The organism is Pseudomonas sp. FW305-E2 (assembly GCF_058782925.1).
Map to the genome: position 1 here is coordinate 11,836 of NZ_JBYSYE010000019.1, position 24,936 is coordinate 36,771.

The following is a 24,936-nucleotide window of genomic DNA, read 5'->3' on the forward strand; positions in this document are numbered from 1 at the left end:
GTAATGCCCGCTCCCTGCTCCGCCAGGAGGAAAGGCCTTGAAAGACCTACTGAATTTGCTGAAAAACCAGGGTCAAGTCGAAGAGTTCGACGCCATCCGCATCGGTCTGGCGTCGCCTGAAATGATCCGTTCGTGGTCGTTCGGTGAAGTTAAGAAGCCGGAAACCATCAACTACCGTACGTTCAAGCCTGAGCGTGACGGCCTGTTCTGCGCCAAGATCTTTGGCCCAGTCAAGGACTACGAGTGCCTGTGCGGCAAGTACAAGCGCCTCAAGCACCGCGGCGTAATCTGCGAGAAGTGCGGCGTTGAAGTTGCCCTGGCGAAGGTTCGTCGTGAGCGCATGGCGCACATCGAGCTGGCCTCGCCGGTTGCCCACATCTGGTTCCTGAAGTCGCTGCCGTCCCGTATCGGCCTGCTGATGGACATGACCCTGCGTGATATCGAGCGCGTGCTCTACTTCGAGAGCTATGTCGTTATCGACCCGGGCATGACTACCCTGGAAAAGGGCCAGCTGCTGAACGACGAGCAGTACTTCGAAGCGCTGGAAGAGTTCGGTGACGACTTCGATGCCCGCATGGGTGCCGAGGCTGTCCGCGAGCTGCTGCACGCTATCGACCTGGAGCACGAGATCGGCCGCCTGCGCGAAGAAATTCCGCAGACCAACTCGGAAACCAAGATCAAGAAGCTTTCCAAGCGTCTGAAGCTGATGGAAGCTTTCCAGGGCTCGGGCAACCTGCCTGAGTGGATGGTCCTGACCGTTCTGCCAGTGCTGCCGCCGGACCTGCGTCCGCTGGTGCCGCTGGATGGTGGCCGTTTTGCGACCTCCGACCTGAACGACCTGTATCGTCGGGTGATCAACCGTAACAACCGTCTGAAGCGCCTGCTGGATCTGTCGGCGCCGGACATCATCGTGCGCAACGAAAAGCGCATGCTGCAGGAAGCGGTCGACGCCCTGCTGGACAACGGCCGCCGTGGTCGCGCCATCACTGGCTCGAACAAGCGTCCGCTGAAGTCCCTGGCCGACATGATCAAAGGTAAGCAAGGTCGCTTCCGTCAGAACTTGCTCGGTAAGCGTGTTGACTACTCCGGCCGTTCGGTAATTACCGTAGGTCCGACCCTGCGTCTGCACCAGTGCGGTCTGCCGAAGAAGATGGCCCTCGAGCTGTTCAAGCCGTTCATTTTCGGCAAGCTGGAAATGCGTGGTCTGGCGACCACCATCAAGGCTGCCAAGAAGATGGTCGAGCGCGAGCTGCCAGAGGTTTGGGACGTTCTCGCCGAAGTGATTCGCGAACACCCCGTACTGCTCAACCGTGCACCGACTCTTCACCGTCTGGGTATCCAGGCGTTTGAACCCGTACTGATCGAAGGTAAGGCTATCCAGCTGCACCCGCTGGTCTGTGCTGCGTACAACGCCGACTTCGACGGCGACCAGATGGCCGTTCACGTGCCGCTGACCCTGGAAGCCCAGCTCGAAGCGCGTGCGCTGATGATGTCGACCAACAACATCCTGTCGCCAGCCAACGGTGAGCCAATCATCGTTCCGTCGCAGGACGTTGTACTGGGTCTGTATTACATGACCCGTGAAGCGATCAATGCCAAGGGCGAGGGTCGCGTGTTCGCCGACCTGCAGGAAGTCGACCGCGTATTCCGCGCCGGCGAAGCCGCCCTGCACGCGAAAATCAAGGTTCGTATCAACGAAACCGTGAAAGAGCGTGATGGCTCGGTGGTCAAGAACACCCGCATCGTCGACACCACCGTCGGCCGTGCGCTGCTGTTCCAGGTTGTGCCAGCAGGTCTGCCGTACGACGTGGTCAACCAGCCGATGAAGAAAAAGGCGATCTCCAAGCTGATCAACCAGTGCTATCGCGTGGTTGGTCTGAAAGAGACCGTTATCTTCGCCGACCAGCTGATGTACACCGGTTTCGCTTACTCGACCATTTCCGGCGTTTCCATCGGTGTTAACGACTTCGTTATCCCGGACGAGAAAGCCCGCATCATCGGTAACGCTACCGACGAAGTGAAGGAAATCGAGAGCCAGTACGCCTCCGGTCTGGTAACCCAGGGCGAGAAGTACAACAAGGTCATCGACTTGTGGTCGAAGGCGAACGACGAAGTGTCCAAGGCGATGATGGCCAACCTCTCGAAAGAGAAGGTCATCGACCGCGAAGGCAAGGAAGTCGAGCAAGAGTCCTTCAACTCGATGTACATGATGGCTGACTCGGGTGCGCGGGGTTCCGCAGCCCAGATCCGTCAGCTGGCCGGTATGCGTGGTCTGATGGCCAAGCCGGACGGCTCCATCATCGAGACGCCGATCACTGCGAACTTCCGTGAAGGTTTGAGCGTACTTCAGTACTTCATCTCGACTCACGGTGCTCGTAAGGGTCTGGCGGATACCGCACTGAAAACCGCTAACTCCGGTTACCTGACTCGTCGTCTGGTGGACGTTGCCCAGGATCTGGTTGTGACCGAGATCGACTGCGGCACCGATCAGGGCCTGGTGATGACGCCACACATCGAAGGCGGCGACGTTGTAGAGCCGCTGGGTGAGCGTGTATTGGGTCGTGTCATCGCCCGTGACGTGTTCAAGCCAGGCACCGAGGACGTTATCGTTCCGGCCGGTACCTTGGTCGACGAGCAGTGGGTTGAGTTCATCGAGCTGAACAGCATCGACGAAGTGATCGTGCGTTCGCCGATCAACTGCGAAACCCGCTACGGCATCTGTGCCAAGTGCTACGGTCGTGACCTGGCTCGCGGTCACCAGGTGAACATCGGTGAAGCTGTCGGCGTTATCGCTGCCCAGTCGATCGGTGAGCCGGGTACCCAGCTGACCATGCGTACGTTCCACATCGGTGGTGCCGCAAGCCGTACTTCGGCTGCCGACAGCGTCCAGGTGAAGAATGGCGGTATGGTGCGTCTGCACAACCTGAAGCAGGTTGAGCGTGCCGACGGTAACCTGGTTGCCGTATCGCGTTCGGGTGAGTTGGCGATTGCCGACGAGTTCGGTCGTGAGCGTGAGCGCTACAAGCTGCCTTACGGTGCGGTGATTTCGGTCAAGGAAGGTGAAAAGGTCGAAGCTGGCGCCATCGTCGCCAAGTGGGACCCGCACACTCACCCGATCGTTACCGAGCTGAAAGGTACCGTGACCTTCGTGGGCATGGAAGAAAACATCACCATCAAGCGTCAGACCGATGAACTGACTGGCTTGACCAACATTGAAGTACTGGACGTCAAGGATCGCCCTGCCGCAGGCAAGGAAATCCGTCCAGCAATCAAGATGGTCGATGCCTCAGGCAAGGACCTGTACCTGCCAGGTACTGACGTACCTGCCCAGTACTTCCTGCCAGCCAACGCCCTTGTCGGTGTGGCTGACGGTGCGCAGATCGGTGTTGGTGACGTTATCGCGCGTATCCCGCAAGAAACGTCGAAGACCCGTGACATTACCGGTGGTCTGCCGCGTGTTGCCGACCTGTTCGAAGCGCGTCGTCCGAAAGAAGCCTCGATTCTGGCTGAAGTCAGCGGCACCATCGCATTCGGTAAAGAGACCAAGGGCAAGCGTCGCCTGGTGATCACTCCGACCGACGGTAGCGATCCGTACGAAGAGCTGATTCCGAAGTGGCGCCACCTGAACGTCTTCGAAGGTGAACAGGTAAACCGCGGCGAAGTTATCTCCGACGGCCCGAGCGATCCGCATGACATCCTGCGTCTGCTGGGTGTGAGCGCGCTGGCGAAGTACATCGTCAACGAGATCCAGGATGTTTACCGTCTGCAAGGCGTGAAGATCAACGACAAGCACATCGAGACCATCCTGCGTCAGATGCTGCGCAAGGTCGAGATCTCCGAGTCGGGCGATTCCAGCTTCATCAAGGGCGACCAGATGGAACTGACCCAGGTGCTGGTAGAGAACGAGCGTCTCGCTAGCGAGGACAAGTTCATCTCCAAGTTCACCCGTGTGTTGCTGGGTATCACCAAGGCCTCGCTGTCCACCGAGTCGTTCATCTCCGCGGCTTCCTTCCAGGAAACCACCCGCGTACTGACCGAAGCGGCTGTAACCGGCAAGCGCGACTACCTGCGCGGCCTGAAAGAGAACGTGGTCGTGGGTCGTCTGATCCCGGCTGGTACTGGTCTGGCCTACCACAGCGAGCGTAAGCGTCGCCGTGATGCCGACAAACCGCTGCGTGTAAGCGCCAGTGAAGTGGAAGCTGCACTGACCGAAGCGCTGAATTCCAGCGGTAACTAAGTACAGGGCAAGGCCCCGGCAAGCCTCGGGCGAGCATCGGCGACATGAAATGTTGCCGATGATCGGGCGGGGAGGGCCGGGGCCTCGTCTTGACTGGGTGCAAGATCCTCTTTAGACTTTTGTACCCTTAAATTTGGTGAGGCTCCGTCTCGCCAATTTTTGGCTTTCTTGCAAGACAATAGAGTCGCAAGACAATCAGTGGAGCTAGTAGATGGCAACTATCAACCAGCTGGTACGTCAGCCGCGTAAGCGTTCGGTCGAGAAGTCCGACGTTCCTGCGCTGCAGAACTGCCCGCAGCGTCGTGGCGTGTGCACCCGTGTGTACACCACCACGCCGAAAAAACCTAACTCGGCACTGCGTAAAGTATGCCGTGTGCGTCTGACCAACGGTTTCGAGGTTTCCTCGTACATCGGTGGTGAAGGCCACAACCTGCAAGAGCACAGCGTCGTCCTGATTCGTGGCGGCCGTGTAAAAGACTTGCCAGGTGTTCGTTACCACACCGTTCGCGGCTCTCTGGATACTTCGGGCGTTAAAGGCCGTAACCAGGGTCGTTCGAAGTACGGTACCAAGCGTCCGAAGTAATCGGTCGTTTGCAGACATCCATTTTTTTGAGTCGATAAGAGTAAGGTCGGGCGTGGGTCGAATGACCTGGTCCCGGGCTAACCTGAAGACCGTTTGAGGGCTTATCATGCCAAGACGTCGTGTAGCAGCAAAACGTGAGATCCTTGACGATCCGAAGTACGGATCCCAGATCCTCGCGAAGTTCATGAACCACGTGATGGAAAGCGGCAAGAAGGCCGTAGCCGAGCGCATCGTTTACGGTGCCCTGGATACCGTCAAAGCACGCAAGAACAGCGACCCCCTGGAAATCTTCGAGAAAGCTCTCGACGCCATCGCTCCGCTGGTCGAAGTAAAGTCCCGTCGTGTCGGCGGTGCCACTTACCAGGTTCCGGTTGAAGTTCGTCCATCCCGTCGTAACGCTCTGGCAATGCGCTGGCTCGTAGACTACGCCCGCAAGCGCGGCGAGAAGTCGATGGCTCTGCGTCTGGCCGGCGAGCTGCTGGATGCTGCCGAAGGCAAGGGTGCTGCAGTCAAGAAGCGTGAAGACGTTCACCGTATGGCTGAAGCCAACAAAGCGTTCTCGCACTACCGCTTCTAATTCAAGCATCAATCTTTTTGCGAGGGCTTTATGGCTCGTACTACAGCAATTAACCGCTACCGTAACATTGGTATCTGTGCCCACGTTGACGCGGGCAAGACCACCACTACCGAGCGGATCCTGTTCTACACAGGTCTGAGCCACAAAATGGGCGAGGTGCATGACGGCGCCGCGACCACCGACTGGATGGTGCAGGAGCAGGAGCGGGGTATCACCATTACCTCCGCTGCCGTTACCACCTTCTGGAAGGGTTCCCGTGGTCAGTATGACAACTACCGCGTAAACGTCATCGATACCCCTGGCCACGTTGACTTCACCATTGAAGTAGAGCGTTCGCTGCGTGTACTCGACGGCGCGGTCGTTGTGTTCTGTGGCACCTCCGGCGTTGAGCCGCAGTCCGAAACCGTATGGCGTCAGGCCAACAAGTACGGCGTTCCGCGTGTTGTTTACGTGAACAAGATGGACCGTGCTGGTGCAAACTTCCTGCGCGTCGTAGGTCAGATCAAGAACCGTCTGGGTCACACTCCGGTTCCTGTTCAGCTGGCCATCGGTTCGGAAGATAACTTCCAGGGTCAGGTTGACCTGATCAAGATGAAGGCTATCTACTGGAACGACGACGACAAGGGTACTACCTACCGCGAGGAAGAAATTCCTGCGGATATGGTCGAGCTGGCTAACGAATGGCGCAACAACATGGTTGAAGCCGCCGCCGAAGCCACCGAAGAGCTGATGAACAAGTACCTTGAAGAAGGTGAGCTGTCCGTCGAAGAGATCAAGGCAGGCCTGCGCGCGCGCACCCTGGCCAGCGAGATCGTTCCGGCTGTCTGCGGTTCGTCGTTCAAGAACAAGGGTGTTCCCCTGGTTCTCGATGCCGTTATCGACTTCCTGCCAGCTCCGACCGAGATCCCTGCGATCAAGGGTATCCACCCTGACCTGATCGACGTGCCTAAGGACGAAGTCAAGCCAGAGCAGTTCGACGAGCGTCATGCTGACGACGACGAGCCGTTCTCGGCCCTGGCCTTCAAGATTGCCACCGACCCGTTCGTTGGTACTCTGACCTTCGTTCGCGTTTACTCGGGCTTCCTGACCTCCGGTGACTCCGTCATCAACTCGGTCAAAGGCAAGAAAGAGCGCGTTGGTCGTATGGTCCAGATGCACGCCAACCAGCGTGAAGAGATCAAAGAAGTACGTGCAGGCGACATCGCTGCTCTGATCGGCATGAAGGACGTCACCACTGGTGATACCCTGTGCAACGCCGACAAGCCGATCATCCTTGAGCGTATGGACTTCCCTGAGCCTGTGATTTCGCTCTCTGTAGAGCCGAAAACCAAGCAGGACCAGGAGAAGATGGGTATCGCACTGGGCAAGCTGGCTCAGGAAGACCCATCGTTCCGCGTCAAGACCGATGAAGAAACCGGTCAGACCATCATCTCCGGTATGGGTGAGCTGCACCTGGATATCCTCGTTGACCGCATGAAGCGCGAATTCAACGTCGAAGCCAACATCGGCAAGCCGCAGGTTTCGTACCGCGAGAAGATCACCAAATCCAACGTCGAGATCGAAGGCAAGTTCGTTCGTCAGTCGGGTGGTCGTGGTCAGTTCGGTCACTGCTGGGTTCGCTTCTCCGAGCCGGACGTGGACGACAAGGGCAACATCACTGAAGGTCTGGTGTTCTCCAACGAAGTCGTTGGTGGTGTGATTCCTAAGGAATACATCCCTGCGATCCAGAAGGGTATCGAAGAGCAGATGAAAAACGGCGTTGTTGCCGGTTATCCTCTGATCGGCCTGAAGGCCGCGGTATTCGACGGTTCGTACCACGACGTCGACTCCAACGAAATGGCGTTCAAAATCGCTGCTTCGATGGCGACCAAGCAACTGGCCCAGAAGGGCGGTGGCGTGGTTCTCGAGCCGATCATGAAAGTCGAAGTTGTAACCCCGGAAGACTACCTGGGTGACGTGATGGGTGACCTGAACCGTCGTCGTGGTCTGGTCCAGGGTATGGATGAGTCGGTCTCTGGCCGTGTCGTCCGTGCTGAAGTACCGCTCGGAGAGATGTTCGGTTACGCAACCGACGTTCGTTCCATGTCTCAGGGTCGCGCAAGCTACTCCATGGAATTCTCCAAATACGCCGAAGCTCCGTCGAACATCGTCGAAGCACTCGTTAAAAAACAAGGCTAATCCCCTTTAGGCAAGAGGTTCACTGTCGTGGCTAAAGAAAAATTTGATCGTTCCCTTCCCCACGTTAACGTCGGCACTATCGGCCACGTTGACCACGGTAAGACCACTCTGACCGCAGCTCTGACTCGCGTTTGCTCCGAAGTTTTCGGTTCGGCAATCGTTGAGTTCGACAAGATCGACTCGGCTCCGGAAGAAAAAGCGCGCGGTATCACCATTAACACCGCTCACGTTGAGTACAACTCGACCATTCGTCACTACGCTCACGTTGACTGCCCAGGTCACGCTGACTACGTGAAGAACATGATCACCGGTGCTGCCCAGATGGACGGCGCGATCCTGGTTTGCTCGGCCGCCGATGGTCCGATGCCACAAACCCGTGAGCACATCCTGCTGTCCCGTCAGGTAGGCGTTCCGTACATCGTGGTCTTCCTGAACAAGGCTGACCTGGTAGACGACGCTGAGCTGCTGGAACTGGTCGAGATGGAAGTTCGCGACCTGCTGTCCACCTATGACTTCCCAGGCGACGACACCCCGATCATCATCGGTTCGGCTCGTATGGCGCTGGAAGGCAAAGACGACAACGAAATGGGCACTACCGCTGTTAAGAAGCTGGTAGAAACTCTGGACAGCTACATTCCTGAGCCAGTTCGTGCTATCGACCAGCCGTTCCTGATGCCGATCGAAGACGTATTCTCGATCTCGGGTCGTGGTACCGTTGTTACCGGTCGTATCGAGCGTGGTATCGTCCGCGTTCAGGATCCGCTGGAAATCGTTGGTCTGCGTGACACCACCACCACCACCTGCACCGGTGTTGAGATGTTCCGCAAGCTGCTGGACGAAGGTCGTGCTGGCGAGAACTGCGGCGTTCTGCTGCGTGGCACCAAGCGTGACGACGTTGAGCGTGGTCAGGTTCTGGTCAAGCCAGGTTCGGTCAAGCCGCACACCAAGTTCACCGCAGAAGTCTACGTCCTGTCGAAGGAAGAAGGCGGTCGTCACACTCCGTTCTTCAAAGGCTACCGTCCACAGTTCTACTTCCGTACCACTGACGTGACCGGTAACTGCGAACTGCCGGAAGGCGTTGAAATGGTAATGCCAGGTGACAACATTCAGATGACTGTTACCCTGATCAAGACCATCGCAATGGAAGACGGTCTGCGCTTCGCTATCCGTGAAGGCGGTCGTACCGTCGGCGCCGGCGTTGTGGCCAAAATCATCGAGTAATCACTCGACCGATTGAAAAAACCCCCGCTCAGCGGGGGTTTTTTTTATTGGGTTGACACTAATTGGGGGCGTCTATAGAATCACGCCTCCTTTTAGCGGGCGTAGTGCGTCCGTTGGGAACAGCCTGGAGTCTGAAATCCAATGCAAAATCAGCAAATCCGTATCAGGTTGAAGGCTTTCGACCATCGCCTGATCGACCAATCCACCCAGGAAATCGTGGAAACCGCGAAACGTACTGGTGCACAAGTGCGTGGTCCAATTCCACTGCCTACCCGCAAAGAGCGTTTCACCGTTCTGGTTTCCCCGCACGTCAACAAAGACGCGCGTGACCAGTACGAGATTCGCACTCATAAGCGTGTTCTGGACATCGTCCAGCCAACGGATAAAACCGTTGACGCGCTGATGAAGCTTGATCTGGCGGCAGGTGTGGAAGTACAGATCAGCCTCGGCTAAGACTTCGGTCTAGTCGTGTAACGCTCTGAAATGGGCGGCCATAGCGGGTGAAAGCCCCGTACACTCATGAGGTTTACAACATGACTATTGGTGTAATCGGTCGCAAGTGCGGTATGACCCGCATTTTCACCGAAGAAGGTGTCTCCATTCCGGTCACGGTCATTGAGATCGAGCCGAATCGCGTCACCCAGTTCAAAACTGAAGAAACCGATGGCTACCGTGCAGTGCAAGTCACTGTCGGCGAGCGTCGTGCTTCGCGTGTGACTGCCGCTCAGGCAGGCCACTTCGCCAAGGCCAACGTTGCCGCTGGTCGCGGTGTTTGGGAGTTCCGTCTTGAAGAAGGCGATTTCCAGGCTGGCGATCTGATCAAAGCTGAACTCTTCACTGCAGGCCAGCTGGTTGACGTTACTGGTCAGTCCAAAGGTAAAGGCTTCGCCGGTACCATCAAGCGCTGGAACTTCCGTGGTCAGGACAACACCCACGGTAACTCCGTGTCGCACCGTGTTCCTGGTTCCATCGGCCAGTGCCAGACTCCTGGTCGTGTGTTCAAGGGCAAGAAAATGTCCGGTCACATGGGCGCCGAGCGCGTGACTGTTCAGTCCCTGGAAGTAGTTCGCGTAGACGCTGAACGCAACCTGCTGCTGATCAAGGGTGCCGTACCTGGCGCTACTGGCGGCGACGTGGTTGTACGTCCAGCTGTCAAGGCTCGCGGTTAAGGGGAAACTGACATGCAACTTAATGTAAATGACGCTCAGGCGATCGAAGTTTCCGAACTGACTTTCGGTGGCGAATTCAACGAGACGCTGGTTCACCAAGCAGTCGTGGCCTACATGGCTGGCGGCCGTCAGGGTACCAAGCAGCAGAAGACCCGTTCCGACGTGGCTGGTGGCGGTAAGCGCCCATGGCGTCAGAAGGGTACTGGCCGTGCTCGTGCTGGTACCACTCGTGGTCCGATCTGGCGTGGCGGTGGTGTAACCTTCGCAGCTCGCCCTCAAGATCACTCGCAAAAGCTCAACAAGAAGATGTATCGCGCAGCTCTGCGCTCCATCCTCGCTGAGCTGGTGCGTAGCGACCGTCTGGTCGTGGTTCAGGACTTCGCTGTTGAAGCACCGAAAACCAAAGATCTGCTGAACAAGCTGAACGGCATGGGTCTGAGCGACGTGTTGATCGTTTCCGACGCTGTTGATCAGAACCTGTACCTGGCTGCTCGTAACCTGCCGCACGTCGATGTACGTGACGTACAAGGTTCCGACCCGGTCAGTCTGATCGCATACGAGAAAGTGTTGATCACTGTCTCGGCCGTGAAGAAATTCGAGGAGCTGCTGGGATGAACCAGGAACGCGTATTCAAAGTCCTCCTTGGCCCGCACGTTTCCGAGAAGGCTACCGTTCTGGCTGAGAAAAAAGGCCAGTTCGTATTCAAGGTTGCTACTGATGCAACCAAGCTGGAAATCAAGAAAGCTGTCGAAGGCCTGTTCAACGTAAAAGTTGAAAACGTGTCGACTGTTAACGTTCTGGGTAAAACCAAGCGTACCGCACGTGGTCTGGGCAAGCGTAATGACTGGAAGAAGGCGATCGTCTCCCTTCAGCCAGGCCAAGATCTCGATTTCAGCAGCAGTGCTGAGTAAGGAAGGGGTGCATCATGGCAATCGTTAAATGCAAACCGACTTCCCCTGGCCGCCGTTTCGTGGTCAAGGTGGTCAACAAGGAGCTGCACAAAGGCGCTCCTCACGCACCGCTGATCGAGAAAAAATCGAAGTCTGGTGGTCGTAACAACAATGGCCGCATTACCACTCGTCACGTTGGTGGTGGTCACAAGCAGCATTACCGTCTGGTCGACTTCCGTCGCAACGACAAAGATGGCATTCCAGCCACTGTCGAGCGTATCGAATACGATCCAAACCGTACTGCTCACATCGCCCTGCTGTGCTACGCAGACGGTGAGCGTCGCTACATCATCGCGCCTAAAGGCGTGAGCGCTGGCGACCAGCTGATCGCAGGTGCCCTGGCCCCAATCAAGGCCGGTAACTCCCTGCAGCTGCGCAACATTCCAGTAGGTAGCACCATTCACGGCATCGAACTGAAGCCGGGTAAAGGTGCTCAGATCGCTCGTTCCGCTGGTGCTTCGGCTCAGCTGATCGCTCGCGAAGGTGTCTACGTGACCCTGCGTCTGCGCTCTGGTGAAATGCGTAAAGTCCTGGCTGAGTGCCGTGCGACCCTGGGCGAAGTCTCGAACTCCGAGCACAGCCTGCGTTCGCTGGGTAAAGCTGGTGCCAAACGCTGGCGCGGCGTTCGCCCAACCGTTCGTGGTGTTGCCATGAACCCGGTTGACCACCCACACGGTGGTGGTGAAGGTCGTACCTCCGGTGGTCGTCATCCGGTATCGCCATGGGGCTTCCCAACCAAGGGTGCTAAAACCCGTGGTAATAAGCGTACCGACAACATGATCGTCCGTCGTCGCAAGTAACTAGAGGGATACGACAGTGCCACGTTCTCTGAAAAAAGGTCCTTTTATCGATCTTCACCTGTTGAAGAAGGTCGAAGTGGCGGTGGAGAAGAACGATCGCAAGCCAGTTAAAACCTGGTCGCGCCGTTCGATGATCCTGCCACAAATGGTCGGTCTGACCATCGCGGTTCACAACGGTCGCCAGCATGTTCCAGTTCTCGTGAACGAAGACATGGTCGGCCACAAACTGGGCGAGTTCGCCGGTACCCGCACCTATCGCGGGCACGTGGCTGACAAGAAAGCCAAGCGTTAAGGGGTAAGGAAATGGAAGTAGCCGCTAAGTTGTCGGGCGCTCGCATCTCCGCCCAGAAAGCCCGCTTGGTCGCCGACCAGATCCGCGGGAAGAAGGTGGGCGAAGCGCTCAACCTGTTGGCCTTCAGCAGCAAAAAAGCCGCTGAAATCATGAAGAAAGTCCTCGAGTCGGCCGTAGCCAACGCCGAACACAACGAAGGCGCAGACGTTGATGACCTGAAGGTCTCCACCGTCTTCGTCAACGAAGGGCGTTCGCTGAAGCGCATCATGCCACGTGCCAAAGGCCGTGCTGATCGCATCGTCAAGCGGTCTTGCCATATCACTGTCAAGGTTGCGGACAAGTAACGGAGTCGATCAGATGGGTCAGAAAGTACATCCCACTGGCATTCGCCTGGGAATCGTCAAGGAGCACACCTCCGTCTGGTACGCAGACGGTGCTACTTACGCAGATTACCTGTTGAAGGATCTGAAAACGCGTGAGTACCTCCAAGACAAACTAAAAAGCGCGTCCGTAAGCCGTATCGATATTCATCGTCCGGCTCAAACTGCACGCATCACCATCCACACCGCTCGTCCCGGTATCGTTATCGGTAAGAAAGGTGAAGATGTCGAGAAGCTGCGTCAGGACCTGACCAAGCAGATGGGTGTGCCTGTGCACATCAACATCGAAGAGATCCGCAAGCCGGAACTCGACGCTATGCTGGTTGCGCAGAGCGTAGCTCAGCAGCTGGAACGCCGTGTAATGTTCCGTCGCGCCATGAAGCGCGCGGTACAGAACGCCATGCGTATTGGTGCCAAGGGCATCAAGATCCAGGTGAGCGGTCGTCTCGGCGGTGCTGAGATTGCTCGTACCGAGTGGTATCGCGAAGGTCGTGTGCCTCTGCACACCCTGCGTGCCGATATCGACTACAACACCTACGAAGCTCACACCACTTACGGTGTGATCGGTGTGAAGGTTTGGATCTTCAAAGGCGAAGTTATTGGTGGTCGCCAAGAAGAACTGAAACCACAAGCACCAGCGCCTCGTAAAAAAGCTGCTAAGTAAGGGGTACGCCAAATGTTGCAACCAAAGCGTACAAAATTCCGCAAGCAGATGACTGGCCACAACCGTGGTCTGGCACTGCGCGGTAGCAAAGTCAGCTTCGGCGAATTCGCCCTGAAAGCTGTTGCTCGCGGTCGCCTCACCGCTCGCCAGATCGAGTCCGCACGTCGTGCGCTGACCCGTCACGTTAAGCGTGGCGGTAAGATCTGGATCCGTGTGTTCCCGGACAAGCCGATCTCCAAAAAACCTCTTGAGGTTCGTATGGGTAAAGGTAAGGGCTCCGTGGAATACTGGGTTGCCCAGATTCAGCCAGGCAAAGTCCTGTACGAGATCGAGGGTGTTTCTGAAGAGCTGGCGCGCGAAGCTTTCGCCCTGGCTGCTGCAAAGCTGCCTCTCGCCACCTCCTTTGTTAAGCGGACGGTGATGTGATGAAAGCGAATGAACTTCGTGAAAAATCGGCACAGCAACTGAACGAGCAACTGCTCGGCTTGCTGCGCGACCAGTTCAATCTGCGTATGCAGAAAGCAACTGGCCAGTTGGGGCAGTCGCACCTGCTCTCGCAAGTTAAGCGTGACATCGCTCGCGTGAAAACTGTGCTCAACCAGCAGGCAGGTAAGTGATCATGGCTGAAGCTGAAAAAACCGTCCGTACGCTGACTGGCCGTGTCGTCAGCGACAAAATGGACAAGACCATCACCGTTCTGATCGAGCGTCGCGTAAAGCACCCGATCTACGGTAAATACGTTAAGCGTTCGACTAAGCTGCACGCGCACGACGAAGCCAACCAGTGCAAGATCGGCGACAAGGTTTCCATCCGTGAAACCCGTCCGCTGGCCAAGACCAAGTCCTGGGCACTGGTTGAAGTCCTCGAACGCGCTGTTGAAGTCTAAGGGCTAGGGGTCGGAGAAATTTTATGATTCAGACTCAATCCATGCTCGATGTGGCCGATAACAGCGGCGCTCGTCGCGTCATGTGCATCAAGGTACTCGGCGGTTCGCACCGCCGTTACGCCGGTATCGGTGACATCATCAAAGTAACCGTCAAGGAAGCAATTCCGCGCGGTAAGGTCAAAAAAGGCCAGGTGATGACCGCAGTCGTCGTACGTACCCGTCATGGTGTTCGTCGCGCTGACGGTTCCATCATTCGTTTCGACGGCAACGCTGCTGTTCTGCTGAACAACAAGCAAGAGCCGATCGGCACTCGCATCTTCGGGCCAGTGACCCGTGAACTTCGTACTGAGAAGTTCATGAAGATCGTCTCGCTCGCCCCTGAAGTGCTGTAAGGAGATCCGACATGCAAAAGATTCGTCGTGACGACGAGATCATCGTGATCGCCGGCAAAGACAAAGGTAAGCGCGGTAAGGTGCTGAAGGTTCTGGCTGATGACCGTCTGGTTATCGGTGGCGTGAACCTGGTCAAGCGTCATACCAAGCCTAACCCGATGGCGGGCGTACAGGGCGGTATCGTCGAGAAAGAAGCGCCTCTGCACGCTTCCAACGTTGCCATCTTCAACGGTGAAACCAACAAGGCTGACCGCGTTGGTTTCAAAGTAGAAGACGGTAAAAAAATTCGTGTCTTCAAGTCGACCCAAAAAGCGGTTGATGCTTGAACACTGCTAGGTAGAAGACCATGGCACGACTGAAAGAGATTTACCGGAACGAAATCGCTCCTAAGCTTAAGGAAGAACTTAAGCTGTCGAACGTGATGGAAGTTCCGCGCGTTACCAAGATCACCCTGAACATGGGTCTGGGCGAAGCGATCGGCGACAAGAAAGTCATCGAGCACGCTGTTGCCGACCTGGAAAAGATCACCGGTCAAAAGCCGGTCGTGACTTTCGCTCGCAAATCCATCGCTGGCTTCAAAGTCCGCGAAGGCTGGCCGATCGGCGTCAAGGTGACCCTGCGTAGCGACAAGATGTACGAATTCCTGGACCGCCTGCTGGCGATCTCCCTGCCTCGGGTTCGCGACTTCCGCGGCCTGAATGCCAAGTCCTTCGATGGTCGTGGCAACTACAGCATGGGCGTGAAAGAGCAGATCATCTTCCCGGAAATCGACTACGACAAGATCGATGCTCTGCGCGGTTTGGACATCACCCTGACCACCACTGCTCGTTCGGACGACGAAGGCCGCGCTCTGCTGCGTGCTTTCAAGTTCCCGTTCCGCAACTGATTGGAGTAGGAAAATGGCCAAGAAGAGCATGAAAAACCGCGAGCTGAAGCGTCAGCTCACGGTAGCAAAGTTCGCCAAGAAGCGTGCTGAGCTGAAAGCGACCATCGTCAACCTGAACGCCTCTCCAGAAGAGCGTTTCGCTGCCGTTGTCGCTCTGCAGAAGCAGCCACGCGACGCTAGCGCCTCGCGCCTGCGCAACCGTTGCCGCCTGACCGGTCGTCCTCACGGTGTATACCGTAAGTTCGGCCTGGGCCGTAACATGCTGCGTCAAGCTGCAATGCGCGGTGACGTACCAGGCCTGGTCAAGGCCTCCTGGTAATCGCTGCAGGCAAGGCGCGGGTGGAAGGGGAGCAATCTTCCGACCGCCGGTGACCTTGCCAACAAACAAGCCCCTATATGGGGCTTGTTTCGTTTCTGCCTTGTGTCTAGAATGACCGGCTCACCTGAGCCTGGGTTTTTGCCCAAACCGTTCGGGTGGTTGTCATAGCCGCAAGGCTAATAATTCTTGTATCAGGAGCATCTAGCCCATGAGTATGCAGGACCCGTTAGCGGACATGCTAACTCGCATCCGTAATGCCCAGATGGCTGAAAAGTCCGTCGTAAGCATGCCTTCCTCTACCCTGAAGGTCGCGGTTGCCAAAGTTCTGAAGGACGAAGGTTACATCGCTGGCTACCAGGTAACTGGTGAGGCCAAGCCTTCCCTGTCGATCGAACTGAAGTACTTCGAAGGCCGTCCGGTCATCGAGGAACTGAAGCGCTCCAGCCGTCCAGGCCTGCGCCAGTACAAGGCCGTCACCGATCTGCCGAAAGTACGTGGCGGTCTGGGCGTGTCTATCGTCTCCACCAACAAAGGTGTGATGACTGATCGCGCTGCGCGCGCTGCCGGTGTCGGCGGCGAAGTTCTGTGCACAGTGTTCTAAGGGGGGATAGACATGTCTCGCGTCGCTAAGAACCCCGTTAAGCTGCCATCCGGTGTCGAAGTCAAATTCGCCGGTCAGCAGCTTTCGGTGAAGGGTGCCAAAGGTACTCTCGAACTGAACGTTCACTCGTCTGTTGAAGTTACCGAAGAGTCTGGTGAGCTGCGTTTCGTCGCTCGCAATGGTGACCAGCAAGCTCGTGCCATGGCCGGTACCACCCGCGCTCTGGTCAACAACATGGTCCAAGGCGTAAGCCAAGGCTTCGAGCGCAAGCTCCAGCTGGTCGGTGTTGGTTACAAGGCACAGGCTAAAGGCACCGTCCTGAACCTGGCCCTGGGCTTCTCTCACCCAGTGGACTACGAACTGCCAGCCGGTATCACCGCTGAAACACCTAGCCAGACCGACATCCTGATCAAGGGTATCGACAAGCAGCTGGTAGGTCAGGTGGCCGCTGAAATCCGCGACTTCCGTCCGCCAGAGCCTTACAAAGGTAAAGGTGTGCGTTACGCGGACGAAGTAGTCCGTCGTAAAGAAGCCAAGAAGAAGTAGGGCCTAGTAAATGACCGACAAAAAAGTTATTCGACTGCGTCGCGCTCGCAAAGCACGTCTCAAGATGCACGAACTCGAAGTCGTGCGCCTGTGCGTGTTCCGCTCCTCGCAGCACATCTACGCCCAGGTCATTTCGGCCGACGGCAGCAAGGTTCTGGCAAGCGCCTCGACCTTGGACAAAGACCTGCGTGATGGCGCCACTGGCAACATCGACGCGGCCACTAAGGTTGGCAAGCTGGTAGCTGAGCGTGCGAAAGCCGCCGGTGTATCTCAAGTTGCCTTTGACCGTTCCGGCTTCAAGTACCATGGCCGCGTCAAAGCGCTGGCTGATGCTGCTCGTGAAGGCGGGCTGGAGTTCTAAGTTATGGCAAATAACGATCAAAAGCGCGACGAAGGCTACATCGAGAAGCTGGTTCAAGTTAACCGCGTTGCCAAAACCGTAAAAGGCGGCCGTATCTTCACCTTCACCGCGCTGACCGTGGTTGGTGATGGTAAAGGTCGTGTTGGCTTCGGCCGTGGCAAGTCGCGCGAAGTACCAGCCGCGATCCAGAAAGCCATGGAAGCTGCTCGCCGCAACATGATCCAGGTTGACCTGAAGGGCACCACCCTGCAGTACGCCACCAAGGCTGCCCACGGCGCCTCGAAGGTTTACATGCAGCCTGCCTCGGAAGGTACCGGTATCATCGCCGGTGGCGCAATGCGTGCTGTCCTGGAAGTTGCTGGTGTTCAGAACGTTCTGGCCAAGTGCTACGGTTCGACCAACCCAGTGAACGTGGTTTACGCCACCTTCAAGGGTCTGAAAGCCATGCAATCTCCTGAATCCATTGCCGCCAAGCGTGGCAAGAGCGTCGAGGAGATCTTCTGATCATGGCAACCGTAAAAGTAACGCTGATCAAGAGCGTCTCGGGCCGTCTGCCTAACCACAAGCTGTGTGTTAAAGGCCTGGGTCTGCGTCGCATCGGTCACACTGTAGAAGTCCAGGATACTCCCGAGAACCGCGGGATGATCAACAAGGCTTACTACATGCTGAAGGTCGAGGGCTAATCGATGAAACTCAATGATCTGAGTCCAGCGCCGGGTTCCCGTCGCGAGAAGCATCGTCCAGGTCGTGGTATCGGTAGCGGTCTGGGTAAGACCGGCGGCCGTGGCCACAAAGGTCAGACTTCCCGTTCGGGTGGTTCGATCGCTCCTGGCTTCGAAGGCGGTCAACAGCCGCTGCACCGTCGCCTGCCGAAGTTCGGCTTCGTTTCCCTGAAAGCCATGGACCGCGCTGAAGTGCGTCTGTCCGAGCTGGCCAAAGTGGAAGGCGACGTGATCTCCGTGCAATCCCTGAAGGATGCCAACGTGATCAACCAGCACATTCAGCGTGTGAAAATCATGCTGTCTGGCGAAGTTACTCGCGCAGTCACCATCAAGGGTATCGCAGCCACCAAGGGTGCGCGTGCGGCTATCGAAGCAGCTGGCGGCAAATTCGAGGAATAAATGGCTAAGCAAGGTGCTCTCTCTTCGCTCGGTAAGGGCGGGATGTCGGAACTCTGGGCTCGTCTGCGCTTTCTGTTCATGGCGATCATCGTCTATCGGATAGGTGCGCATATCCCGGTTCCCGGCATCAATCCGGACCGTCTGGCGGATCTGTTTCGGCAGAATGAGGGGACCATTCTTAGCTTGTTCAACATGTTTTCCGGTGGCGCGCTCGAGCGCATGAGCATCTTTGCACTGGGGATCATGCCGTACATCTCGGCATCGATCATCATGCAGTTGATGACGGCGGTCAGCCCGCAACTGGAGCAGTTGAAGAAGGAAGGTGAAGCTGGCCGTCGCAAGATCAGCCAGTACACCCGCTACGGCACCGTTATCCTGGCACTGGTCCAAGCCATTGGCATGTCCATTGGCCTGGCCAACCAGGGCGTGGCGTTTTCTGCAGGCCTGGGCTTCCACGTCGTCGCTGTTTCCACTTTCGTGGCAGGCGCGATGTTCATGATGTGGCTGGGCGAGCAGATCACCGAGCGCGGTGTGGGCAACGGTATCTCGATGTTGATCTTCGCAGGTATCGTTGCCGGTCTTCCGAGAGCAATCGGGCAGTCTTTCGAGTCTGCACGCACAGGCGATATCAACATTTTCGCCTTGGTCGCCATCGGTTTGCTGGCAGTAGCGATTATCGGTTTTGTGGTGTTCATTGAGCGTGGTCAGCGTCGTATCGCCGTTCATTACGCCAAGCGTCAGCAGGGCCGCAAGGTCTTCGCTGCGCAGACTAGCCACTTGCCGCTGAAGGTGAACATGGCGGGGGTTATCCCGGCCATTTTCGCGAGCAGCATTTTGCTGTTCCCGGCTTCGCTGGGTGCCTGGTTTGGTCAGTCCGAAGGTATGGGCTGGCTGCAGGACATCTCGCAGTCGATCGCTCCTGGTCAGCCGTTGAACATTCTGCTGTTTAGTGCAGGGATCATTTTCTTCTGCTTCTTCTACACAGCGTTGATGTTCAACCCGAAAGACGTAGCGGAAAACCTGAAGAAGTCCGGTGCCTTTATTCCGGGTATCCGTCCTGGTGAGCAGTCGGCGCGCTACATTGATGGCGTTCTGACCCGTTTGACCATGTTCGGTGCTCTTTACATGATGGCCGTCTGCCTTCTGCCCCAGTTCCTGGTGGTGGCAGCAAATGTGCCGTTCTACCTTGGCGGGACCTCGTTGCTGATTGTGGTAGTGGTTGTGATGGACTTCATGTCCCAAGTACAATCGCACCTCGTTTCGCACCAGTACGAATCCCTGATGAAGAAAGCCAACCTGAAAGGCTACGGTGGCAGCGGTTTGCTGCGCTGATACGCCCCTAAGGTTCGAGGAGTCGGTAATGAAAGTTCGTGCATCGGTGAAAAAGCTGTGCCGTAACTGCAAGATCATCCGTCGCGAAGGCGTCGTACGAGTGATCTGCAGCGCGGAACCGCGTCACAAACAGCGCCAAGGCTGAGTGTGATCTGCGCTTCAAACCCAGCAGCTAGTGTGCTGCTGGGTTGATTATTCGTTTCTACAGCGATATTATCTCGCGCCCTATTTCTTGGCTTCCGGGGCGTAGGTAGCTGTCAATTGGAGTCCCACTGAATGGCCCGTATTGCAGGCGTCAACATTCCAGATAACAAGCATACTGTTATCTCGCTGACCTACATCTATGGTGTCGGTCGCACAACTGCACAGAAGATTTGTGCAGACGCTGGTGTAAACCCAGCCGCTAAGATCAAGGATCTGAGCGACGAGCAAATCGAAACCCTGCGTGGCGAAGTCGCGAAGTTCACCACCGAAGGTGACCTGCGTCGTGACATCAACATGAAGATCAAGCGCTTGATGGACCTGGGTTGCTACCGCGGCCTGCGTCATCGTAAAGGTCTGCCGGTTCGCGGTCAGCGCACCAAGACCAACGCACGCACCCGTAAGGGCCCGCGTAAGCCGATCCGCAAGTAATCGCCCAGGAATATAGACATGGCAAAACCTGCTGCTCGTCCTCGTAAGAAAGTCAAAAAGACAGTGGTTGATGGCATCGCCCACATCCATGCTTCTTTCAACAACACCATCGTGACCATCACCGACCGTCAGGGCAATGCTTTGTCCTGGGCGACCTCCGGTGGTTCGGGTTTCCGTGGTTCGCGCAAATCCACCCCGTTCGCAGCTCAGATCGCTGCTGAGCGTGCTGGTCAAGCTGCGCTGGAATACGGTCTGAAGAACCTCGACGTTAACGTCAAGGGTCCAGGTCCAGGTCGTGAGTCCGCCGTTCGTGCATTGAACAGCTGCGGCTACAAGATCGCCAGCATCACCGACGTGACGCCAATCCCGCACAACGGGTGCCGTCCGCCGAAGAAGCGTCGCGTGTAATCAGGAGACAGAAGAATGGCACGTTACATTGGTCCAAAATGCAAACTGTCTCGTCGTGAAGGCACCGATCTGTTCCTGAAGAGCGGCGTTCGCGCTCTGGAATCGAAGTGCAATATCGAAGCAGCCCCAGGTATCCACGGCCAGCGCCGTGGCCGTCAGTCCGACTACGGCACCCAGCTGCGTGAGAAACAAAAAGTCCGTCGTATCTACGGTGTTCTGGAGCGTCAGTTCCGCGGTTACTACCAAGCTGCTGCCTCGAAAAAAGGCGCAACCGGTGAGAACCTGCTGCAACTGCTCGAGTGCCGTCTGGATAACGTCGTTTACCGTATGGGCTTCGGCTCGACTCGTTCCGAGTCCCGTCAGCTGGTTTCGCACAAAGCGATCAGCGTCAACGGTAAGACTGTAAACATTCCATCCTACCAAGTTCGTCCGGGTGACGTGGTCGCAGTCCGCGAGAAATCGCTGGGCCAGTTGCGCATTGTTCAAGCCCTTGAACTGTGCGCCCAGCGTGGCCGCGTTGAGTGGGTTGATGTGGATGCTGCTAAAAAGTCGGGCGTTTTCAAGAACGTTCCTGCTCGCAGCGACCTGTCTGCCGACATCAACGAAAACCTGATTGTCGAGCTCTACTCCAAGTAAGGGCTAGAAAATAGGTGCATCCATGCAGATTTCGGTAAATGAGTTCCTGACTCCCCGCCACATTGATGTGCAGGTAGTCAGTCCGACCCGCGCCAAAATTACGCTCGAGCCTCTCGAGCGTGGTTTCGGCCATACCCTGGGCAACGCGCTGCGCCGCATCCTGTTGTCCTCCATGCCTGGCTGTGCAGTAGTCGAGGCCGAGATCGATGGCGTACTCCATGAGTACTCCGCGATCGAAGGTGTTCAGGAAGACGTAATTGAAATCCTGTTGAACCTGAAAGGTCTCGCTATCAAACTGCATGGTCGTGACGAAGTTACGCTGACCTTGTCGAAAAAGGGTTCGGGGGTGGTTACCGCTGCCGATATTCAGCTGGATCACGATGTCGAGATCGTCAACCCCGATCACGTAATCGCGAACCTGGCGTCGAACGGCGCTCTGAACATGAAGCTCACTGTAGCTCGTGGTCGTGGTTACGAGCCGGCCGACTCCCGTCAAACCGACGAAGACGAAAGCCGTAGCATTGGCCGTCTGCAGTTGGACGCCTCCTTCAGCCCGGTGCGTCGTATCGCCTATGTGGTCGAGAACGCCCGTGTTGAACAGCGTACCAACCTGGACAAACTGGTCATTGATCTGGAAACCAACGGCACCCTGGATCCTGAAGAGGCTATCCGCCGCGCTGCGACCATTCTGCAACAGCAGTTGGCCGCGTTCGTCGACCTCAAAGGTGACAGCGAGCCTGTCGTAGTCGAGCAGGAAGACGAGATCGATCCGATCCTGCTGCGTCCGGTTGACGACCTGGAACTGACTGTACGTTCGGCCAACTGCCTCAAGGCGGAGAACATCTACTACATCGGCGACCTGATTCAGCGTACCGAAGTAGAGCTGTTGAAGACTCCTAACCTGGGTAAGAAGTCCCTGACTGAAATCAAGGACGTTCTGGCCTCTCGTGGTCTGTCTCTCGGCATGCGCCTCGACAACTGGCCGCCTGCAAGTCTTAAGAAAGACGACAAGGCGACCGCCTGATCGTCGTAATCACCGAACGTAGTGTTTGGTAAGGAATGAATCATGCGTCATCGTAAAAGTGGACGTCACCTGAGCCGCACCAGCTCTCACCGCAAGGCTATGTTCCAGAACATGGCAGTGTCGCTGATCGAGCACGAGCTGATCAAAACCACCCTGCCGAAAGCCAAGGAACTGCGCCGCGTTGCCGAGCCGCTGATCACCCTGGCCAAGGAAGACAGCGTTGCTAACCGTCGTCTGGCCTTCGACCGTACCCGTTCGAAGTCCGCTGTTGGCAAACTGTTCAACGACCTGGGCAAGCGTTACGCCACCCGTCAGGGCGGCTACCTGCGCATCCTGAAGTGCGGTTTCCGCGCTGGCGACAACGCGCCTATGGCGTACGTCGAGCTGGTTGATCGTCCGGTCGGCGGTGCTGTAGAAGCTGCTGAGTAAGACGTTCTGTCTGCTACAGAAAACCGGGCCTAGTGCCCGGTTTTTTGTTTTTACATCTATTGTTTATTTCTATTGATGTAAGTCATGTAATGAATTTGTCCCTTTAATCTTGCTCGTCAATACTCTCTCTACAGCCGATTAGCCGGCCCTTGAAGACCGAAAAGGAGAGCCCATGAGCAAGATTCTCACCACCGCCAGCGGTGCACCTGTAGCCGACAACCAGAACTCCCGCTCCGCCGGCCCGCGCGGTCCGCTGTTGCTCGACGACTTCCACCTGATCGAGAAGCTCGCCCATTTCAATCGCGAGAACATTCCTGAGCGCCGCGTCCATGCCAAAGGCTCGGGCGCCTACGGTAACTTTACCGTTACTCACGATATCACCGGCTATACCAGCGCCAAGCTGTTCGAAGAGGTCGGTAAACAAACCGAGACTTTCTTGCGTTTCTCCACCGTTGGTGGCGAGCGCGGCTCTGCAGATACCGAGCGTGACCCGCGTGGCTTCGCGGTGAAGTTCTACACCGAGGAAGGCAACTGGGACATCGTCGGTAACAACACGCCAGTGTTCTTCATTCGCGATCCACTGAAATTCCCGGACTTTATCCACACCCAGAAACGCCACCCGCAGTCCAACCTGAAGAACGCTCAGATGATGTGGGATTTCTGGTCGCACTCCCCAGAAGCGCTGCATCAGGTCACCATCCTGTTTTCCGACCGTGGCATTCCGGACGGCTACCGTCACATGCATGGCTTCGGCAGCCACACCTACAGCCTGATCAATGCAAAGGGCGAACGCACTTGGGTCAAGTGGCACTTCAAGACCCAACAAGGCATCAAGAACCTCACCCCGGCAGACGCTGCACGCCTGGCAGGTACCGACCCGGATTACGCTCAGCGCGACCTCTTCGAGGCCATTGGGCGTGGCGACTACCCGCGCTGGACTGTCTGCATTCAGGTGATGAGCGAAGCCGAGGCTGCCAGCCGCGACGAGAACCCATTCGACGTGACCAAAACCTGGTCGCAGAAGGATTATCCGCTCATCGAGGTGGGTGTGCTGGAGCTCAACCGTAACCCACTCAACTATTTTGCAGAGGTCGAGCAGGCCGCGTTCGGCCCGAGCAATATGGTGCCCGGCGTCGGTCTTTCACCGGACCGCATGCTGCAAGGCCGTGTATTCGCCTACGCCGACGCGCACCGCTATCGCGTGGGCACCAACCACCAGCAATTGCCAGTCAACGCGCCACGTTGCCCGGTCAACAGCTATCAGCGCGACGGCTCGATGGCCACCGGCAGTTACGGTAGTGCACCGAACTACGAGCCAAACAGCTACAGCGATGCCCCGAAACAGTCGCCACGTCATGCTGAGCCAGCATTGGCAATGAATGGTGCGGCTGATCGCTACGATCACCGCGAGGACACCGACTACTTCAGCCATGCTGGCGCCTTGTTCCGTTTGATGAGCGATGAGCAGAAAGCCCTGCTGATCAGCAACATCGCCGGTGCCATGGCCGGTGTCAGCGAAGACGTGATTCAGCGTCAGCTACAGTACTTCTTCAAGGCGGATCCGGCCTATGGCGAAGGGATTGCGAAGGCTTTGGGCATCAATCTCGCCTAAGTCGAAGTGATAAGAAGAACCGCCCTCATTTGGGCGGTTTTTCAATGAATATCACTACTGTTTAACCGATTTTTTGCGTCTGATTGCGCGTTTTTCAGTGACCATAGGCAAAAGCTGGTTCACACTATGTGGCATAGACGTTTTCACATGGAGAATCAGGGCGATGCAAGGCCACCCGGATGTAATCAACTATCTCGTCACGCTGCTGAAGGGCGAACTGGCGGCACGCGACCAGTACTTCATTCATTCGCGCATGTACGAAGACTGGGGCCTGTCCAAGCTCTACGAGCGCATCAACCACGAGATGGAGGAAGAGACGCAGCACGCCGATGCCCTGATGCGTCGTATCCTCATGCTCGAAGGGACCCCTGACATGCGTGCGGATGACCTGGAGGTCGGTAGCACCGTGCCGGAAATGATCGAGGCAGACCTCAAGCTCGAATACAAGGTGCGCGGTGCGCTTTGTAAAGGCATCGAGCTATGCGAACTGCACAAGGACTACGTCAGTCGTGACATCCTGCGTGCGCAGCTGGCCGACACCGAAGAAGATCACACCTACTGGCTTGAGAAGCAGCAGGGCCTGATCAAGGCCATTGGGCTGGAAAACTACCTGCAGTCGCAGATGTAAGTTACCCACAGGCTCAAGTAAAAGCCCCTGGCACCCTCGGTACCAGGGGCTTTTTCATTGCGCTGGCAACA

35 protein-coding genes are annotated in these 24,936 nt (G+C 56.7%); all 35 read left to right on the forward strand.

Going from position 1 to position 24,936, the window contains the following annotated elements; genetic code table 11:
- The first annotated feature begins 37 nt into the window (after window positions 1–37).
- On the forward strand, window positions 38–4,237 hold the full coding sequence (rpoC, locus tag AC3WLP_RS15660) for a DNA-directed RNA polymerase subunit beta' (RefSeq protein ID WP_014755148.1): 4,200 nt from the start codon (window positions 38–40) through the stop codon (window positions 4,235–4,237).
- A gap of 211 nt (window positions 4,238–4,448) precedes the next feature.
- On the forward strand, window positions 4,449–4,820 hold the full coding sequence (rpsL, locus tag AC3WLP_RS15665) for a 30S ribosomal protein S12 (protein ID WP_003255492.1): 372 nt from the start codon (window positions 4,449–4,451) through the stop codon (window positions 4,818–4,820).
- Window positions 4,821–4,926: 106 nt separating this feature from the next.
- The gene (rpsG, locus tag AC3WLP_RS15670) at window positions 4,927–5,397 is read left to right on the forward strand and encodes a 30S ribosomal protein S7 (RefSeq protein ID WP_003246741.1); all 471 of its coding nucleotides are present in this window, start codon (window positions 4,927–4,929) and stop codon (window positions 5,395–5,397) included.
- 30 nt (window positions 5,398–5,427) lie between these two features.
- Window positions 5,428–7,575 carry an elongation factor G gene (fusA, locus tag AC3WLP_RS15675; RefSeq protein WP_003255490.1) on the forward strand — a complete coding sequence of 716 codons (2,148 nt, stop codon included), beginning with the start codon at window positions 5,428–5,430 and terminating at the stop codon, window positions 7,573–7,575.
- 27 nt (window positions 7,576–7,602) lie between these two features.
- Entirely contained in the window at window positions 7,603–8,796 is a 1,194-nt protein-coding gene (gene tuf / locus AC3WLP_RS15680; protein WP_003255489.1) for an elongation factor Tu, read from the forward strand.
- 141 nt (window positions 8,797–8,937) lie between these two features.
- Window positions 8,938–9,249: a 30S ribosomal protein S10 gene (rpsJ, locus tag AC3WLP_RS15685; protein WP_003186070.1), complete on the forward strand. Its 312-nt coding sequence runs from the start codon at window positions 8,938–8,940 to the stop codon at window positions 9,247–9,249.
- 80 nt (window positions 9,250–9,329) lie between these two features.
- Window positions 9,330–9,965 carry a 50S ribosomal protein L3 gene (gene rplC / locus AC3WLP_RS15690; RefSeq protein WP_003255486.1) on the forward strand — a complete coding sequence of 212 codons (636 nt, stop codon included), beginning with the start codon at window positions 9,330–9,332 and terminating at the stop codon, window positions 9,963–9,965.
- Window positions 9,966–9,977: 12 nt separating this feature from the next.
- Window positions 9,978–10,580, forward strand: coding sequence for a 50S ribosomal protein L4 (rplD, locus tag AC3WLP_RS15695; protein ID WP_003255485.1), 603 nt, complete (start codon window positions 9,978–9,980; stop codon window positions 10,578–10,580).
- Complete coding sequence (gene rplW / locus AC3WLP_RS15700) at window positions 10,577–10,876, forward strand: 50S ribosomal protein L23 (protein WP_003255484.1); 300 nt, start codon at window positions 10,577–10,579, stop codon at window positions 10,874–10,876. The genes rplD and rplW overlap by 4 nt, the downstream gene beginning before the upstream one ends.
- Before the next feature lie 14 nt (window positions 10,877–10,890).
- Window positions 10,891–11,715, forward strand: coding sequence for a 50S ribosomal protein L2 (rplB, locus tag AC3WLP_RS15705; RefSeq protein WP_003255483.1), 825 nt, complete (start codon window positions 10,891–10,893; stop codon window positions 11,713–11,715).
- Between the two features lie 16 nt (window positions 11,716–11,731).
- Window positions 11,732–12,007, forward strand: a complete 276-nt coding sequence (gene rpsS / locus AC3WLP_RS15710) for a 30S ribosomal protein S19 (protein ID WP_003255482.1) — start codon at window positions 11,732–11,734, stop codon at window positions 12,005–12,007.
- Between the two features lie 11 nt (window positions 12,008–12,018).
- Window positions 12,019–12,351 (forward strand): 50S ribosomal protein L22, encoded by a 333-nt coding sequence (rplV, locus tag AC3WLP_RS15715; protein ID WP_003103908.1) that lies wholly within the window; start codon window positions 12,019–12,021, stop codon window positions 12,349–12,351.
- A 13-nt stretch (window positions 12,352–12,364) separates the two neighbouring features.
- The gene (gene rpsC / locus AC3WLP_RS15720) at window positions 12,365–13,051 is read left to right on the forward strand and encodes a 30S ribosomal protein S3 (RefSeq protein ID WP_003255481.1); all 687 of its coding nucleotides are present in this window, start codon (window positions 12,365–12,367) and stop codon (window positions 13,049–13,051) included.
- A gap of 12 nt (window positions 13,052–13,063) precedes the next feature.
- Complete coding sequence (gene rplP / locus AC3WLP_RS15725; protein WP_003255479.1) at window positions 13,064–13,477, forward strand: 50S ribosomal protein L16; 414 nt, start codon at window positions 13,064–13,066, stop codon at window positions 13,475–13,477.
- Window positions 13,477–13,668 (forward strand): 50S ribosomal protein L29, encoded by a 192-nt coding sequence (gene rpmC, locus AC3WLP_RS15730; RefSeq protein ID WP_002555481.1) that lies wholly within the window; start codon window positions 13,477–13,479, stop codon window positions 13,666–13,668. The genes rplP and rpmC overlap by 1 nt, the downstream gene beginning before the upstream one ends.
- 2 nt (window positions 13,669–13,670) lie before the next feature.
- A complete protein-coding gene (gene rpsQ, locus AC3WLP_RS15735) occupies window positions 13,671–13,937 on the forward strand; it encodes a 30S ribosomal protein S17 (RefSeq protein WP_003255478.1) in 267 nt (88 codons plus the stop codon).
- A 23-nt stretch (window positions 13,938–13,960) separates the two neighbouring features.
- Entirely contained in the window at window positions 13,961–14,329 is a 369-nt protein-coding gene (rplN, locus tag AC3WLP_RS15740; RefSeq protein ID WP_002555479.1) for a 50S ribosomal protein L14, read from the forward strand.
- An 11-nt stretch (window positions 14,330–14,340) separates the two neighbouring features.
- Window positions 14,341–14,655 carry a 50S ribosomal protein L24 gene (gene rplX, locus AC3WLP_RS15745; protein WP_003255476.1) on the forward strand — a complete coding sequence of 105 codons (315 nt, stop codon included), beginning with the start codon at window positions 14,341–14,343 and terminating at the stop codon, window positions 14,653–14,655.
- Window positions 14,656–14,675: 20 nt separating this feature from the next.
- Window positions 14,676–15,215: a 50S ribosomal protein L5 gene (gene rplE / locus AC3WLP_RS15750; protein ID WP_003255474.1), complete on the forward strand. Its 540-nt coding sequence runs from the start codon at window positions 14,676–14,678 to the stop codon at window positions 15,213–15,215.
- A 13-nt stretch (window positions 15,216–15,228) separates the two neighbouring features.
- On the forward strand, window positions 15,229–15,534 hold the full coding sequence (rpsN, locus tag AC3WLP_RS15755) for a 30S ribosomal protein S14 (RefSeq protein WP_003255472.1): 306 nt from the start codon (window positions 15,229–15,231) through the stop codon (window positions 15,532–15,534).
- A gap of 208 nt (window positions 15,535–15,742) precedes the next feature.
- Window positions 15,743–16,135, forward strand: a complete 393-nt coding sequence (gene rpsH / locus AC3WLP_RS15760; protein ID WP_003255471.1) for a 30S ribosomal protein S8 — start codon at window positions 15,743–15,745, stop codon at window positions 16,133–16,135.
- A 12-nt stretch (window positions 16,136–16,147) separates the two neighbouring features.
- On the forward strand, window positions 16,148–16,681 hold the full coding sequence (gene rplF, locus AC3WLP_RS15765) for a 50S ribosomal protein L6 (RefSeq protein WP_003255469.1): 534 nt from the start codon (window positions 16,148–16,150) through the stop codon (window positions 16,679–16,681).
- A gap of 10 nt (window positions 16,682–16,691) precedes the next feature.
- Window positions 16,692–17,042 (forward strand): 50S ribosomal protein L18, encoded by a 351-nt coding sequence (rplR, locus tag AC3WLP_RS15770; protein WP_003255467.1) that lies wholly within the window; start codon window positions 16,692–16,694, stop codon window positions 17,040–17,042.
- 3 nt (window positions 17,043–17,045) lie between these two features.
- Complete coding sequence (rpsE, locus tag AC3WLP_RS15775; RefSeq protein WP_003255465.1) at window positions 17,046–17,546, forward strand: 30S ribosomal protein S5; 501 nt, start codon at window positions 17,046–17,048, stop codon at window positions 17,544–17,546.
- A gap of 2 nt (window positions 17,547–17,548) precedes the next feature.
- A complete protein-coding gene (rpmD, locus tag AC3WLP_RS15780) occupies window positions 17,549–17,725 on the forward strand; it encodes a 50S ribosomal protein L30 (RefSeq protein ID WP_003255463.1) in 177 nt (58 codons plus the stop codon).
- 3 nt (window positions 17,726–17,728) lie between these two features.
- Window positions 17,729–18,163, forward strand: coding sequence for a 50S ribosomal protein L15 (gene rplO / locus AC3WLP_RS15785; RefSeq protein ID WP_003255461.1), 435 nt, complete (start codon window positions 17,729–17,731; stop codon window positions 18,161–18,163).
- Entirely contained in the window at window positions 18,164–19,495 is a 1,332-nt protein-coding gene (gene secY, locus AC3WLP_RS15790; RefSeq protein WP_003255459.1) for a preprotein translocase subunit SecY, read from the forward strand. It begins immediately after the preceding gene.
- A 28-nt stretch (window positions 19,496–19,523) separates the two neighbouring features.
- The gene (rpmJ, locus tag AC3WLP_RS15795; RefSeq protein WP_002555468.1) at window positions 19,524–19,640 is read left to right on the forward strand and encodes a 50S ribosomal protein L36; all 117 of its coding nucleotides are present in this window, start codon (window positions 19,524–19,526) and stop codon (window positions 19,638–19,640) included.
- Between the two features lie 131 nt (window positions 19,641–19,771).
- Window positions 19,772–20,128 (forward strand): 30S ribosomal protein S13, encoded by a 357-nt coding sequence (gene rpsM, locus AC3WLP_RS15800; protein ID WP_003255457.1) that lies wholly within the window; start codon window positions 19,772–19,774, stop codon window positions 20,126–20,128.
- Window positions 20,129–20,146: 18 nt separating this feature from the next.
- Window positions 20,147–20,536 (forward strand): 30S ribosomal protein S11, encoded by a 390-nt coding sequence (gene rpsK, locus AC3WLP_RS15805; protein WP_003255454.1) that lies wholly within the window; start codon window positions 20,147–20,149, stop codon window positions 20,534–20,536.
- 15 nt (window positions 20,537–20,551) lie between these two features.
- The gene (rpsD, locus tag AC3WLP_RS15810; protein ID WP_003255453.1) at window positions 20,552–21,172 is read left to right on the forward strand and encodes a 30S ribosomal protein S4; all 621 of its coding nucleotides are present in this window, start codon (window positions 20,552–20,554) and stop codon (window positions 21,170–21,172) included.
- A gap of 22 nt (window positions 21,173–21,194) precedes the next feature.
- On the forward strand, window positions 21,195–22,196 hold the full coding sequence (locus AC3WLP_RS15815) for a DNA-directed RNA polymerase subunit alpha (protein WP_003255452.1): 1,002 nt from the start codon (window positions 21,195–21,197) through the stop codon (window positions 22,194–22,196).
- Between the two features lie 42 nt (window positions 22,197–22,238).
- Window positions 22,239–22,625, forward strand: coding sequence for a 50S ribosomal protein L17 (rplQ, locus tag AC3WLP_RS15820; protein WP_003255451.1), 387 nt, complete (start codon window positions 22,239–22,241; stop codon window positions 22,623–22,625).
- A gap of 172 nt (window positions 22,626–22,797) precedes the next feature.
- Window positions 22,798–24,237 (forward strand): catalase, encoded by a 1,440-nt coding sequence (locus AC3WLP_RS15825; protein ID WP_088513612.1) that lies wholly within the window; start codon window positions 22,798–22,800, stop codon window positions 24,235–24,237.
- A 163-nt stretch (window positions 24,238–24,400) separates the two neighbouring features.
- Window positions 24,401–24,865: a bacterioferritin gene (gene bfr / locus AC3WLP_RS15830; protein ID WP_003255449.1), complete on the forward strand. Its 465-nt coding sequence runs from the start codon at window positions 24,401–24,403 to the stop codon at window positions 24,863–24,865.
- Window positions 24,866–24,936: the final 71 nt, after the last annotated feature.